Below are 13,804 nucleotides of genomic sequence, written 5' to 3'. Positions count from 1 at the left end.
CTTCACATTCGATGGCGCGCCCGATAGCGGTTTCAGTCCCTATTGGCCAGCATCTCCATCAGGTAATGACGCTGGGCGCATCCATGCCGGTATAGCCGCTAATGTCCGCCAGCTCCTGCGCTGCGGCGACCAGCGGCGCCAGCGCGTCGCCCGTCGCCAGCGTGAGATCGCCATCAGGGGCCATGTAGCGCTCGATATAGACGCGCAGCGTTGCCCCTTGGGTGCCGGTGCCCGACAAGCGAAACACGACCCGCGATCCGTCCTCGAACAGTATGCGGACGCCCTGATGGCTGCTGACCGATCCGTCGGTCGGGTCTGTATATGCAAAATCGTCGGCCGCGCTGATCGTCCCGCCGCTGTTGCCGGTTCCTGCCAGACTGTCGATCTTGCCGCGCAGCGCAGCCGTCAGCGCATCGGCCCGGTCGGTCGCGATCGCCTCATAATCATGCCGGGCATAATAGTTGCGGCCGTAGGTCGCCCAATGATCGGCCATGATCGCCGCCACGCTCTGCTGACGCACCGCGACGATGTTCAGCCACAGCAGCACCGCCCAGATGCCGTCCTTTTCACGCACATGGTCGGACCCGGTGCCGGCGCTTTCCTCGCCACAGATCGTCGCCATGCCTGCGTCGAGCAGATTGCCAAAAAATTTCCATCCGGTCGGCGTCTCATAAAGCGGAACGCCCAGCCTCTCCGCAACCCGGTCCGCCGCGCCACTGGTCGGCATGGAGCGCGCAATACCTTTCAGGCCCGCCTTATAGCCCGGCGCGAGATGCGCGTTCGCCGCCAGCACCGCCAGCGAATCCGACGGCGTCACATAGCAATGCCGCCCGATGATCAGGTTGCGGTCGCCATCGCCATCCGATGCCGCCCCGAAATCAGGCGCATCGGTGGCCATCATCCGGTCATAAAGCTCTTTGGCATGAACCAGATTGGGGTCGGGATGGTGATGGCCGAAATCGGGCAGGGGGGTGCCGTTCATCACCGTGCCCGACGGCGCGCCCAGCCGCCGCTCGAATATCTCGACCGCATAGGGACCGGTCACCGCGCTCATCGAATCGAAGGCGAGGGTAAAGCCGCCCGCGATCATCGCCCGGATCGCGCCGAAATCGAACAACTGCTCCATCAGATCGGCATAGAGGCTGACAGGATCGACCACTTCGACCAGCATATTGCCCATCCGGCTGGTGCCGATACTGTCCAGGTCGGTGTCGGCGGCCTCCAATATGCGATACTGGTCGATGGTCAGCGTCCGGGCGTGGATCGCATCGGTCACTTTCTCCGGCGCGGGTCCGCCATTGCCGACATTATATTTGATCCCGAAATCCTCGTCCGGCCCGCCCGGATTATGGCTGGCCGACAGCACCAGACCCCCGAACGCTCCCGATGACCGGATCAAATGTGATGCAGCCGGTGTCGACAAAATCCCGCCTTGGCCCACCAGCACCCGGCCAAAGCCATTGGCCGCCGCCATTTTCAGGACGATCTGGATAACCTCGCGATTGAGATAGCGCCCGTCGCCGCCCACCACCAGCGTCTGCCCGGCAAAGCCATCCAGGCTGTCGAGCACCGACTGGACGAAATTTTCGGCATAATGGGGCTGGGCAAAGACCTTCACCTTCTTGCGCAGGCCCGACGTGCCCGGCTTCTGGTCGGTAAACGGCGTGGTCGAAACTGTCTGAATCACCCGGTAATCCCCTGCATAACGCAATGCCCCGCGCCCTTATGGCCCGGCCTTGCGACTGTTCGCAATGCAGTTATTGCCAGATCGTCCGTTCAGTCCGCCAGCCGCAGCGCGACCTCGTTCATGAACCGCGCATCGTCATTCTTGGCGAGCCACTCCGCTTCCGCGCCGATCGCGCCCAGCATGTCGGCCAGCGCGTCGCTCTCGCTCTTGTGATAATTGCCCAGCACATAGTCATGCACCCGGTCCTTATGACCAGGATGGCCGATGCCGATCCGCACCCGGCGGAAATCCGCGCCAATATGCGCGTCGGTCGACCGCAGGCCATTATGCCCGGCATTGCCGCCGCCGCGCTTCACCTTCACCTTCATCGGTGCCAGGTCCAGCTCGTCGTGGAAAACGGTCACGTCCTGCGGCTCCAGCTTGTAGAAGCGCATGGCCTCCCCGACGGAACGCCCGCTTTCGTTCATGAAGGTCGCGGGTTTCAGCAGCAGGATCTTCTCCGGCCCGATCCGCCCTTCCTGGGTCCAGCCCTGGAACTGTTTGCGGGGCGGGGAGAAGCGATACAGGTCCGCGATCAGGTCCGCGACCATGAAGCCGACATTGTGCCGGTGCATCGCATATTGCGCGCCCGGATTGCCCAGACCGACCCAGATTTGCATCTTCCCTTGCTCCTTCACGACAAAACCCCGTTCGCCCTGAGTGAAGTCGAAGGGGCCGCCTGAACGAAGTGAAGGCACTTCGGTTCGCTCAGTGGCAGGCTTCGACTTCGCTCAGCCCGAACGGGGCTTAGGTCAGTCTGACGGGAAAAGGCTTATTCGCCTTCCGCTTCCGCTTCCGCCTCGGTGCCGGCGCTCTTCAGAGCCGACGGCGCAACGATGGTCGCCAGGGTGAAGTCGCGATCGTCGATCGCGGTCTTGGCACCCTTGGGCAGCGTCACCGCGCTGATGTGGATCGAATCGCCGACCTCGAAGCCGGTGAGGTCGACCACGACATCTTCGGGGATTTCGGCGGCGTCGACGATCAGCTCGACATCATGACGAACGACGTTCAGCACGCCGCCCTTCTTGAGGCCGGGCGACGCATCTTCATTCTCGAAGCGCACGGGAACGTTGACATGCACGGTGGCATGTTCCGAAACGCGCAGGAAGTCGGCGTGCAGCGGACGGTCCGAAACGGGGTGGAAAGCCACATCCTTGGGCAGGGTGCGGACGGTCTTGCCGTTTACTTCGACCATGATGACCGAATTGAAGAAGTGGCCGGTGCCGAGCAATTTGTTGAGGAGCTTTTCCTCGACATGGATCGACAGGGGTTCTTCGTTCATTCCATAGATGACGGCGGGTACGCGGCCCTCACGGCGGAGGGCGCGGGAGGCTCCCTTGCCTGCCCGATCGCGTGCCTCGGCCGACAGCGTAAGCTGCTCGCTCATTGCGTGTCTCCAAAAGCTGGTTTGAGTTACTTTTCCCGCCACGCCTCCAGGGATGACCATAGCGGGAGCGCGGCCTTTAGCAGAAAAGTGCTGGAAAGCAAGTTGGGATACAGCACAAGTTCCGTTCGTCCTGAGTAGCCATTGAGCGAAGTCGAAATGGCGTATCGAAGGATCGGCATACGCGCATCCTTCGATACCAGGCTTTGACAAGCTCAGCCTCTACTCAGGACGAACGGCCGTTAATAGGTCACTGCACCCGCGTAACGGCAAACCCGCGCGCTTTCAGCAGGTCGATCAAATTCTCCCGCCCCGTCAGATGCCCGGCCCCGACCGCGATGAACGGCACGCCCTTCATCGGTTCGATGGCCTTCACCCAGTCGCGGTTGCGCGCCACCAGCACCGCTTCCTCGACCATCGGGTCGGGCTGTTCGCCATTCTCATCCTCCTTGGCGATCGCGTCCATGTCGCCGGTGGTCCAGGCTTTGAGGATGCGATCATACAATCCCTTCATATCCTTGGCCTCATGCACCGTCTGCACCAGCAGGCGCGATTGCGCCGCTTGCGGCAGCGTGTCGAACGCGCCGAACTGCCGCTCGATCGTCTCCAGCCCGCCGATCGGCTTGCCCGCCTTCTTGAAGGTCGCGATCAGCACTGGCTCCACCCCGTCATCCTGACTGACGCCCAGCCCCTGCTGCGTCGCTGCCGACAGCAGCATCGCCGCGGCCCAGCTTTCATAGCTCGACAGCAATTGAGTGCTGGTCCCGCCCTCACTGATCGCCTTGTTCAGCGCCGCCTGCTCCTCTTCCGGCACCCGCCGGTCGAGCGGTGGCAGGCCCGGACTGCGGCCCATGGATTCGAACAGGGCCAGCGTTTTCTCCTCATCCTGCAAGTCCGCCGCCTCCAGCACGAGCCGGTCGGCCTTGGCCATCGCCTCGCTGATTGTCGGCGTTTCCCATGCCACCCCCTTGGGCAGCACATGGATGGTGCCAAACAGCCAGCCCTTCATCTCGCCACGCTGCACCTGCCACAGCGCCGGGCCACTCTTGGCAACCGGCGCGGGGGCAGGATCGCTGCCACATGCGGCAACCAGCGTCAGCGCGCAGAGCGCCAGAAAATGGGTGAACAGCCGCATCACTTACTCCTTCACCCGCCGGGTCGCGATGCCCAGCGCCTTCAACTGATCCTGCACGCTGCCCTTGCCCGCCAGATGCCCCGCGCCCACCGCCACGAACACCGTGCCGGACCGGTCCATCCGCGTCTTGATCCACTGCGCCCAGTTCGCATTGCGCCTGATCAGCAGTATCTGCGCCAGCTGCGGCGTCGCTTCCAGCGACTCGTTCATCGACTTCGCCAGCTTCTTGGGATCGCCCGCCTGCCAGTAACGCAGCAGCCCCGCAAACTCGCCCTCCATCTCCGGCAGCCCATCGACCGTCGCGTTCAGAAACTCGACCTGTTGCGCCATCGGCAGCGTAGCGAAGAAATCGATCTGCTGCTCGACCGTCTCCAGCGCATCGACCCGCTTGCCCGCCTTCACCGCCGCCGCGCGCAAGACCTTCTCCGCGCCCAGATCGGCCCGATAGCCCAGCTTCTGGAGCGGCGCGACCGACAGCGCCATGCCCGCCATCCACGGGGCAAAGCGTTCGAACGCCTGCCACGGCATCGCATTGGCCTCCATCGCCGCGCGATATTTCGTCCGCGCCTCCGCATCCAGCCGGTCGGACAGCGCCATCCCGTCGCCCGCCATCGCCTTGCTCGTCATGACAGCGCCCATAGCATTGGGATCGTCCGGCTCGACAATCTCCAGCACCAGTTCGTCCGACCCGTCGAACGCGGCCTTCACACCGCCGCGAAACCAGTCGATCCCCGGTTTCATCACATGGACGGTGCCGAACAGATAGATGGTGGTGTCGGCATCGCTCACCCGCCACAGGGCAGGCGTGGCAATGGTGGTGGTGGGCGGGGCAGGGCGCGCCTGCACCACGCCACTCATCATCAACAGCGCAGCGGCGCATAAACGAAGCATATTCATGCCCCACACATGCGGGCAGGGCGGGCGCAGGGCAAGCGGCTTAACCCTGTTTTACGCGCCTTTCCCTTGACCGTTTCAGCCCCATACGCCAATGCGCGACGCCAAGCTAAACCGTCATATCGCAAGGACCACCCGTGGCTGAAGGCAAAGCGCTTTCCTTCCAGGATCTCATCCTGACCCTCCATGCCTATTGGGGGAAACAGGGCTGCGTCATCCTGCAACCCTATGACATGGAAGTCGGCGCGGGCACCTTCCACCCCGCGACCACGCTGCGCGCGCTGGGGCCAAAGCCGTGGAACGCCGCCTATGTCCAGCCCAGCCGCCGCCCGACCGATGGCCGCTATGGCGAAAACCCCAACCGGCTCCAGCATTATTACCAATATCAGGTGATCATGAAGCCGTCCCCCGCCAACCTGCAAGACCTCTATCTGGGGTCTCTGGTAGAGATCGGCATAGACCCGCTGGTCCACGACATCCGCTTTGTCGAGGATGACTGGGAAAGCCCGACGCTGGGCGCCTGGGGGCTGGGCTGGGAAGTCTGGTGCGACGGCATGGAGGTCAGCCAGTTTACCTATTTCCAGCAGATGGGCGGCTATGACTGCAAGCCGGTCGCGGGCGAACTCACCTACGGTCTTGAACGGCTCGCCATGTATATTCAAGGCGTCGACAGCGTCTATGACCTGAAATTCAACGACGCGGGCGTCACCTATGGCGACGTGTTCCTTGAAAATGAGCGGCAGATGTCGAAATGGAATTTCGAGGTCGCCGACACCGAAAAGCTGTTCCGCTGGTTCAAGGATTGCCAGTCCGAATGGCGCCAATGCATCGACAATGGCGTCCCGCTCGCCGCGTTCGAGCAAGCGATCAAGGCGTCCCACACTTTCAACCTGCTCCAGGCCCGCGGCGTCATCTCGGTCCAGGAACGCGCCAGCTACATGGGGCAAGTGCGCGACATGGCCAAGGGCAGCTGCGAAGCGTGGATGCAGAGCAACGGGTGGACCGCGTGATGACTGACTTCCTCCTAGAACTGCGCTGCGAGGAAATTCCCGCGCGTATGCAATTGAAGGCCAGCGACGATCTCGCCCGCCTGTTTACCGAGGAACTGGCCAAATCCGGCCTCACCCCCGGCGCGATCGACAGCTTCGTCACGCCGCGCCGTCTGGCGCTGATCGCCCGCGATCTGCCGCTGCAAACCGCCGCCGTCAGCGAAGAACATAAAGGCCCGCGCACCAGCGCGCCGCCCCAGGCGCTCGAAGGCTTCCTGCGCAAGACCGGCCTGACCCAGGACCAGCTGGAGGACCGCGACGGCGTCTGGTTCGCCACCGTCAACAAGCCCGGCCGCGCCACCGCCGACGTGCTGGCGCAGGCCATCCCCGCCATCATCCGCGCCTTCCCCTGGCCCAAATCGATGCGCTGGGGCGCCGCGTCCCAGACCACCGAAAGCCTGCGCTGGGTCCGCCCGTTGCAGGGCATCGTCGCGATATTGGGTGAGGATTTGATCCCGTGTGAGGTGGACGGCATCCAGTCCGGCTACGCGACGCTCGGCCACCGCTTCCACCACAGCGGCGAGATCACCATCGGCGGCGCCAGCGACTATGCCGAAAAGCTGCGCGCCTGCCACGTCATCGTGTCGCATCAGGAACGCCAGTCGATCATCGCCGAAAAGTCCGCGCAGGCCGCTGCCGCCCATGGCTACACCGTGGTCGAGGACAAGGGGCTGATCGCGGAAAATGCGGGTCTCACCGAATGGCCGGTCCCGCTGCTGGGCGATTTCGACCCCGCATTCCTGGAAGTCCCGCCCGAAGTCATCCAGCTGACCCTGCGCATCAACCAGAAATATTTTGTCCTGCGGGACGGGCAGGGCAAACTCGCCCCCGCCTTCATCTGCACCGCCAATATCGAGGCGAAGGACGGCGGCGCGGCGATCATCGCCGGCAACCGCAAGGTGCTGGCCGCACGCCTCAGCGATGCCCGCTTCTTCTGGGAACAGGACCGCAAAACCCGGCTGGAGGACCACGCCAAAAAGCTGGAACGCATCACCTTCCACGACAAGCTGGGAACGGTCGCCGACAAGGTCGAGCGCGTGGCGAAGCTGGCCCGCTGGCTGGTGGAAGAGGGCATAGTCACCCCAGCCGCCGCCGTCACCCCAGCGAAGGCTGGGGTCTCAGGCGGCAGCGCGCCAACGCCTGAGATGCCAGCCTTCGCTGGCATGACGAAGAGTGAATTGGCGCAACTCGCCGAACAGGCCGCCTACCTCTGCAAAGCCGATCTCGTCACCGAAATGGTCGGCGAATTTCCCGAACTGCAAGGCATTATGGGCGGCTACTACGCCCGCGCCGAAGGTCTGCCCGACGCCGTAGCCGACGCCATCCGCGACCATTACAAGCCGGTCGGGCAGGGCGACGACGTCCCCACCGCGCCGGTCACGGTGGCGGTGAGCTTGGCGGATAAGCTTGATACGCTGGTGGGTTTCTTTTTTATTAGCCAACAGCCTACGGGATCGCGAGATCCGTTCGCTCTGAGACGTGCTGCGCTTGGCATTCTAGCGCTTTCGCTTCAGATGCCGAAAATGTTTTCAGTTCGCGATTTAACGTTGCGTTGGATTTTCTACGCCACGTCGTCACACGCAAACTACGATAGTTCGATCCCGCTTAAAAAGCAGTTTAGCGAATTGTTTTTCACATTGATGGGTGATGTCTCGCTGCCCTTCTTTGACCTCGCTATTAAAAATGATACGCTTGACGGCATTCGTTCCCTCTTCGAAGAGTACGAGCCTGCTAAGCTTGCAAGTTTTCGATCAAACGATGCGGAACTCCTCGACTTCTTCGCCGACCGCCTCAAAGTCCAGCAACGCGAAGCCGGTGTCCGTCACGACCTGATCGACGCGGTGTTTGCCCTGGGTGGCGAGGATGATCTCGTTCGCCTGCTCGCCCGCGTCCATGCGCTGCAATCCTTCGTCGCCACCGACGACGGCGCGAACCTGCTGGCCGGCTACAAGCGCGCCGCGAACATCCTCAAGAAGGAAGCGCCACAAACTCCCTCTCCCCTGCGGGGAGAGGGCCGGGGAGAGGGGGAGCGAGGCGAAGCCGAGCGTCCCGCTATCGACGTGGCACACCCCCACCCAACCTCGGAAGGAGGCACGGGACTCCTTCCGACCCTGGAGGGGGAGGGCAATTCAGGCCTGTCCTACACGCCCGAAATAGCCGAAGCTGCGCTCATCGCCGCGCTCGACGTGGCGGAACCGCGCACGGCACAGGCTGTGGCGGCGGAGGATTTCGAGGGGGCGATGGCGGCCCTTGCAACGCTCCGCGCGCCCATCGACGCCTTCTTTGAAAGCGTGACGGTCAATGACCCCGATCCCGCGAAGCGCACCGCCCGTCTTGCGCTGCTGGCGCGGGTGCGCGATGCGGTTCACAGCGTGGCGGACTTTTCCAAAATTACGGGCTAACGCAATATAATGTCGCGTTTGCCGGGAAAAATGCGAAGTTAAGACGTAATAATCCTATTCTGCCGCGCATGATCTGGCTATGAATGCCAGATTGTTGCAATGCAATATAATCGGCAATCAGTGCAGGGAGTGCCGGGAATGAATGATACACAAGAGGCCATCATGACCACGACCGCAACACGTTATGTCTATCGTTTTGGCGGCGGCGTGGATGATGGCGGGCAGGGTGACCGCAACCTTCTGGGCGGCAAGGGCGCGAACCTCGACGGCATGGCCGCGATCGGCCTGCCGGTCCCCCCCGGCTTCACCATCACGACGGCCATGTGTACCCGCTATTATGAAGATGGCGGCGTCTATCCCGACAGCGTGAAAGCCGAAGTCGCAACCGGCCTTGCCCATATCGAGGGGATCACCGGCAAGACATTCGGCGACGCCGCCGATCCGCTGCTCGTCTCGGTCCGCTCCGGCGCGCGCGCGTCGATGCCCGGCATGATGGACACGGTCCTCAACCTTGGTCTCAACGACGAAACCGTCATTGGCCTGGCCAACACATCGGGTGACGAGCGTTTCGCCTGGGACAGCTATCGCCGCTTCATCCAGATGTATTCGGACGTGGTGCTGGAACTGGACCATGGCGCGTTCGAGGAAGCGCTGGAAGTCGCCAAGGAAGATCAGGGCTACAGCCTCGACACCGAAATGACGGCGGACGACTGGAAGGCACTGGTCGCCGAATATAAGGCGCTGGTGGAAAAGCTCTGGAACAAGCCATTCCCGCAGGACGTGCATGACCAGCTCTGGGGTGCGATCAGCGCCGTGTTCGGATCGTGGCAGTCGGAACGCGCGAAAGTCTATCGCCGCCTCAACAACATCCCCGGCGAATGGGGCACCGCCGTCAATGTGCAGGCGATGGTGTTCGGCAATATGGGCGAAACATCCGCCACCGGCGTGGCCTTCACCCGCGACCCATCGACCGGCGAAAATGTCTATTATGGCGAATTTCTGATCAACGCCCAGGGCGAGGATGTCGTCGCGGGCATCCGCACTCCGCAATATCTGACGCTGGCCGCGCGGGAACGGGCAGGGGCCAAGCCGCTGTCGATGGAAGAGGCGATGCCGGAAACCTATGCCGAACTGGCCAAGGTGTTCCAGATCCTCGAAACGCATTATCGCGACATGCAGGACATTGAATTCACCGTCCAGCAGGGCAAGCTCTGGATGCTCCAGACCCGCTCTGGCAAGCGCACGGCCAAGGCAGCGCTCAAAATGGCCGTGGACATGGCGCATGAAGGGCTGATCACCGAAGAAGAAGCCGTCGCCCGCGTCGATCCTGCCGCGCTCGACCAGCTGCTCCATCCCACGCTCGATCCCAAGGCGCCGCGCGACGTGCTGACCAAGGGGTTGCCCGCCAGCCCCGGCGCTGCGTCTGGCCTGATCGTGTTCGACGCCGATACAGCCGAGCGCCGTAACGAAATGGGCGACGCCGTCATCCTCGTCCGCGTGGAAACCTCGCCGGAGGATATTCACGGGATGCACGCCGCCAAGGGCATCCTGACCGCGCGCGGCGGCATGACCAGCCACGCCGCCGTCGTGGCGCGCGGCATGGGCCGCCCCTGCGTTTCCGGCGCGGGCGGCATTTCGATCGACACCAAGGCGAAAATCCTGCGGGTCGACGGTCGTGAACTGAAAGAAGGCGATATCCTCACCCTCGACGGTTCGACCGGCGAAGTCATGGCGGGCGAAGTCCCGACCGTGCAACCCGAACTGGCCGGCGATTTCGGCACGTTGATGGTCTGGGCCGACAAGGTCCGCCGCCTGAAAGTCCGCGCCAACGCCGAAACGCCGCAGGACTGCAAGGTCGCGCGTGAATTCGGCGCGGAAGGCGTGGGCCTCTGCCGCACCGAACATATGTTCTTCGACGCGGCCCGCATCACGGCCGTGCGCGAAATGATCTTGGCCGACAGCGAAAAGGGCCGCCGCGTCGCGCTTGAACGGCTGTTGCCCGAACAGCGGGACGATTTCGCGCAGATCTTCATGGTGATGGCGGGCCTGCCCGTCACGATCCGCCTGCTCGATCCGCCGCTGCACGAATTCCTGCCTCATGCCGAAGCGGAATTTGAGGAAGTGGCCAAGGCCGCCGGCGTCGGCATCGAAGTGCTGAAGCGCCGCGCCAACGAACTGCATGAATTCAACCCGATGCTCGGCCATCGCGGTTGCCGTCTGGGCGTTACCTATCCCGAAATATACGAAATGCAGGCTCGTGCGATTTTCGAAGCGGCTTTGATCGTCAAGCAGCGTGGCGGTGAAGCGCCGATCCCCGAAGTCATGATCCCGCTGGTGGCTACCGCCAAGGAACTGGAACTGATGAAGGCGATCGTCGATCGCGTCGCCACCGAAGTATTCGCAGAACAGGGCGACAGTGTCGAATATCTGGTCGGCACGATGATCGAACTGCCGCGCGCCGCGCTCAAGGCCGGGGAAATAGCGGAAGTCGGTGAATTCTTTTCCTTCGGCACCAACGACCTGACCCAGACCACGATCGGCATCAGCCGCGACGATGCCAGCCGTTTCCTGGGCACCTATGTCGATAAGGGCATTTTCGCCCGCGACCCCTTCGTCAGCATCGATGTCGAGGGTGTGGGCGAACTGATCCAGCTCGCAGCCGAGCGCGGTCGCAAGACCCGCCCCGGCATCAAGCTGGGTATTTGCGGTGAACATGGCGGCGATCCGGCTTCGATCGCCTTCTGCGAAACCACGGGCCTAGACTATGTATCGGCCTCGCCCTATCGCGTGCCGATCGCTCGACTGGCTGCGGCTCAGGCCGCACTGGCGAACAGGAAGTAACGCAAAAGGGCGGGGCGCAAACCCCGCCCTTTTCTTAAGCCCTCAAACCGGCGTAGTGGCCCGCCCGAACAGCCCCTTGCGCTGTCCGCCACCTTCTAGCGCGCGCGCTTGCTCGCGCCAATTCTCCCGCGCGATCGTGCCTGGCGTCAGCCCAAGCCGCGCCTCCAGCGTCGCCTCCTGCTCACTGTTCAGCGCCGCGATCTGGCCGTAGCGCTGATAGCCTGCCTCATTCAGCGACACTTCCTGCGCTTGGCTCAAACCCTTGATCCGGCTCAGATCATCCCGCTCGGCGGCAACCCCCGCGACAGGCGCTGCGCCAACCGGAACCGTCCGCTTCTCCAACTCGATGATCCGCGCATTGGCGGCCTCCAGTTGCGCGTCGCGATCCTTGACCATGGCGCGGTGGGCAGCCTGCTCGTCCCGCCACGCCCGGCGATATTTACCGCGTCCGCTCATCATCAGGCCCAGAATCAGGCCGATGGCCAGCGCAACCAGCAGCAAGGCGATGTCATTCAGGGTAAAGCTCATAAGGACATCCTTTCATTACCGTCTCGAACGGCGGGCGAGGCCAAAAGTTGCCGCGCGGCCCCAGAAAGGCGGGATGGTCGGGCAAAAGTGAAAAAAGGGGCTTGCCCAATCCGGCGCGCCCTACTATCCGCGCCACTCCAGTGCACCCGTAGCTCAGCTGGATAGAGCATCAGACTACGAATCTGAGGGTCGGGCGTTCGAATCGCTCCGGGTGCACCAACATTCTGAAGGACGTCCAGTCCGGCTTCACGCCAGGCTATCATCCTTCCAGCGCACCCGTAGCTCAGCTGGATAGAGCATCAGACTACGAATCTGAGGGTCGGGCGTTCGAATCGCTCCGGGTGCACCATTTGCCTGTCATGACAGCGCCAGCGCGACCATCGCGTCGATATCGGCATGTTGCTCCAGCAGCGCCGCAACCTCGTCCAGCGCATCCTCCACGGTCTGTCCATAATCGGCCAGTGCCGACTGCCCGCCCAGCCGCCGCAACAATGCGTCGCGAAGGGGGGCGCTGGCCAGCAGCCCATGGACATAGCTGCCCAGCACCAGCCCGTCGCGGCTGATCGCTCCATCGGCCCGTCCGCCGTCCAGCACCGCAAAGGGCCGCGCGCAGTCCGGCCCGCTGGTCGCACCCATATGCATCTCATATCCGCTGAAACTCGCGTCCAGACCATGCCCCTGCACCAGATCCAGCGCCTTGCCTGCCGACAACAGCGTATCGACCTCCAATAGCCCCAGCCCGGCCACCGCGCCCGGCGGTCCTTCGATTCCTTCAGGGTCGCTGATCGTCCGCCCCAGCATCTGATATCCGCCGCAAATCCCCAGCACCGCACCGCCACGCCGGTGATGCGCGCGAATGTCGATGTCCCACCCTTGCGCCACCATCGCGCGCATGTCGGCGATCGTCGCCTTCGACCCCGGCAGGATCACCAGCGCGGCATCGGCCGGGATCACCTGACCCGGCCCGATCATCCGCAACTCGACCGACGGTTCCAGCTTCAGCGGATCAAGATCATCGAAATTGGAGATGCGCGGCAGCACCGGGCAGGCGATCACCAGCGGCGCATCGGCGGACGGGGCGCGCCGCTCCAGCACGACGGCGTCCTCGCTCGGCAGTCGCGCCACCGCATCCAGCCACGGCACCACCCCCATGCCGCGCCATCCCGACAGCGTGGCAATCTGCGCATAGCCATCCTCGAACAAAGCCGGATCACCGCGAAACTTGTTGATCAGGAAGCCCTTGATCATTGCCGAATCGTCCGGGTCAATCACCGCGAGCGTACCAACCACCGCCGCGATCACGCCGCCCCGGTCTATATCACCGATCAGGATCACCGGCACATTGGCCGCGCGGGCAAAGCCCATATTGGCGATGTCGCCCGCGCGCAGATTGATTTCGGCTGGCGATCCCGCCCCCTCGACCACCACAATGTCGCACTGCGCCTTCAATCGCGCATAGCTTTCCAGCACAGCACCCAGCAGCTCTCCACGCGCGGTACGGAAATTGCCCGAACCGAGCGTTCCGCGCACCTGACCGTGAACGATCAGCTGCGATGTCCGGTCGGCCTGCGGCTTCAACAGCACCGGGTTCATGTCCGTATGCAATGGCACGCCACAAGCGATCGCCTGCAATGCCTGCGCCCGGCCAATCTCGCCCCCGTCACTCGTCACCGCTGCGTTGTTGGACATATTCTGCGGCTTGAACGGCCGCACTGAATATCCCCGCCGCACCAGCGCACGGCACAGTCCGGCGACCAGCACCGATTTGCCAACGTCCGATCCGGTTCCCTGCAGCATGATAGCGCCCATGGCTCCCGCTCCTGACGGCACGGGGCCCCCAGCGCA

The 13,804-nt window shown here is 63.3% G+C and carries 10 protein-coding genes and 2 tRNA genes; 5 read left to right on the top strand and 7 right to left on the bottom strand.

Annotation, left to right across the window (positions count from 1 at the left end; genetic code table 11):
• Window positions 1-58 precede the first annotated feature (58 nt).
• The 5 genes from KRZ98_RS18710 to KRZ98_RS18690 form a co-directional block, all read right to left on the bottom strand.
• Window positions 59-1,687 carry an alpha-D-glucose phosphate-specific phosphoglucomutase gene (locus tag KRZ98_RS18710; protein WP_217674942.1) on the bottom strand — a complete coding sequence of 543 codons (1,629 nt, stop codon included), beginning with the start codon at window positions 1,685-1,687 and terminating at the stop codon, window positions 59-61.
• Between the two features lie 89 nt (window positions 1,688-1,776).
• A complete protein-coding gene (pth, locus tag KRZ98_RS18705; RefSeq protein WP_217674941.1) occupies window positions 1,777-2,346 on the bottom strand; it encodes an aminoacyl-tRNA hydrolase in 570 nt (189 codons plus the stop codon).
• A gap of 152 nt (window positions 2,347-2,498) precedes the next feature.
• A complete protein-coding gene (locus KRZ98_RS18700; protein ID WP_217674940.1) occupies window positions 2,499-3,113 on the bottom strand; it encodes a 50S ribosomal protein L25/general stress protein Ctc in 615 nt (204 codons plus the stop codon).
• A gap of 247 nt (window positions 3,114-3,360) precedes the next feature.
• Window positions 3,361-4,245 (bottom strand): TraB/GumN family protein, encoded by an 885-nt coding sequence (locus tag KRZ98_RS18695; RefSeq protein ID WP_217674939.1) that lies wholly within the window; start codon window positions 4,243-4,245, stop codon window positions 3,361-3,363.
• A gap of 3 nt (window positions 4,246-4,248) precedes the next feature.
• Window positions 4,249-5,142 carry a TraB/GumN family protein gene (locus KRZ98_RS18690; protein ID WP_217674938.1) on the bottom strand — a complete coding sequence of 298 codons (894 nt, stop codon included), beginning with the start codon at window positions 5,140-5,142 and terminating at the stop codon, window positions 4,249-4,251.
• A gap of 134 nt (window positions 5,143-5,276) precedes the next feature.
• Here KRZ98_RS18690 and KRZ98_RS18685 point away from each other — a divergent pair, with 134 nt between their 5' ends.
• The 3 genes from KRZ98_RS18685 (at window position 5,277) to ppdK (ending at window position 11,431) form a co-directional block, all read left to right on the top strand.
• Window positions 5,277-6,149, top strand: coding sequence for a glycine--tRNA ligase subunit alpha (locus tag KRZ98_RS18685; protein ID WP_119745967.1), 873 nt, complete (start codon window positions 5,277-5,279; stop codon window positions 6,147-6,149).
• Window positions 6,149-8,590: a glycine--tRNA ligase subunit beta gene (gene glyS, locus KRZ98_RS18680; protein ID WP_217674937.1), complete on the top strand. Its 2,442-nt coding sequence runs from the start codon at window positions 6,149-6,151 to the stop codon at window positions 8,588-8,590. The genes KRZ98_RS18685 and glyS overlap by 1 nt, the downstream gene beginning before the upstream one ends.
• 138 nt (window positions 8,591-8,728) lie before the next feature.
• Window positions 8,729-11,431 carry a pyruvate, phosphate dikinase gene (ppdK, locus tag KRZ98_RS18675; protein ID WP_217674936.1) on the top strand — a complete coding sequence of 901 codons (2,703 nt, stop codon included), beginning with the start codon at window positions 8,729-8,731 and terminating at the stop codon, window positions 11,429-11,431.
• A gap of 42 nt (window positions 11,432-11,473) precedes the next feature.
• Here ppdK and KRZ98_RS18670 read toward each other — a convergent pair whose 3' ends face one another.
• Window positions 11,474-11,959, bottom strand: a complete 486-nt coding sequence (locus KRZ98_RS18670) for a hypothetical protein (protein ID WP_217674935.1) — start codon at window positions 11,957-11,959, stop codon at window positions 11,474-11,476.
• 142 nt (window positions 11,960-12,101) lie between these two features.
• Between KRZ98_RS18670 and KRZ98_RS18665 the strand changes: the two genes are divergently transcribed.
• Together KRZ98_RS18665 and KRZ98_RS18660 are read left to right on the top strand one after the other, a co-directional pair.
• A tRNA-Arg gene (locus tag KRZ98_RS18665) sits at window positions 12,102-12,178 on the top strand.
• A 53-nt stretch (window positions 12,179-12,231) separates the two neighbouring features.
• Window positions 12,232-12,308 (top strand) — tRNA-Arg (locus KRZ98_RS18660).
• A gap of 8 nt (window positions 12,309-12,316) precedes the next feature.
• On the opposite strand, the gene KRZ98_RS18655 is transcribed toward KRZ98_RS18660, so the two are convergent.
• Complete coding sequence (locus tag KRZ98_RS18655) at window positions 12,317-13,768, bottom strand: cobyric acid synthase (RefSeq protein WP_217674934.1); 1,452 nt, start codon at window positions 13,766-13,768, stop codon at window positions 12,317-12,319.
• Window positions 13,769-13,804: the final 36 nt, after the last annotated feature.

Origin of the sequence: Sphingobium sp. AS12 (assembly GCF_019097845.1) — a bacterium.
Lineage (GTDB): Bacteria > Pseudomonadota > Alphaproteobacteria > Sphingomonadales > Sphingomonadaceae > Sphingobium.
The sequence above is the reverse complement of the archived record's forward strand: the minus strand, read 5'-3'. Positions and strand labels throughout refer to the sequence as shown.

What these genes read in the sequence shown, in the direction of transcription:
- pth (WP_217674941.1), bottom strand. Translation starts at nt 2,346, where the DNA reads ATGCAAATCTGGGTCGGTCTGGGCAATCCGGGCGCGCAATATGCGATG.
- KRZ98_RS18700 (WP_217674940.1), bottom strand. Translation starts at nt 3,113, where the DNA reads ATGAGCGAGCAGCTTACGCTGTCGGCCGAGGCACGCGATCGGGCAGGC.
- KRZ98_RS18695 (WP_217674939.1), bottom strand. Translation starts at nt 4,245, where the DNA reads ATGCGGCTGTTCACCCATTTTCTGGCGCTCTGCGCGCTGACGCTGGTT.
- KRZ98_RS18690 (WP_217674938.1), bottom strand. Translation starts at nt 5,142, where the DNA reads ATGAATATGCTTCGTTTATGCGCCGCTGCGCTGTTGATGATGAGTGGC.
- glyS (WP_217674937.1), top strand. Translation starts at nt 6,149, where the DNA reads ATGACTGACTTCCTCCTAGAACTGCGCTGCGAGGAAATTCCCGCGCGT.
- ppdK (WP_217674936.1), top strand. Translation starts at nt 8,729, where the DNA reads ATGAATGATACACAAGAGGCCATCATGACCACGACCGCAACACGTTAT.
- KRZ98_RS18670 (WP_217674935.1), bottom strand. Translation starts at nt 11,959, where the DNA reads ATGAGCTTTACCCTGAATGACATCGCCTTGCTGCTGGTTGCGCTGGCC.
- KRZ98_RS18655 (WP_217674934.1), bottom strand. Translation starts at nt 13,768, where the DNA reads ATGGGCGCTATCATGCTGCAGGGAACCGGATCGGACGTTGGCAAATCG.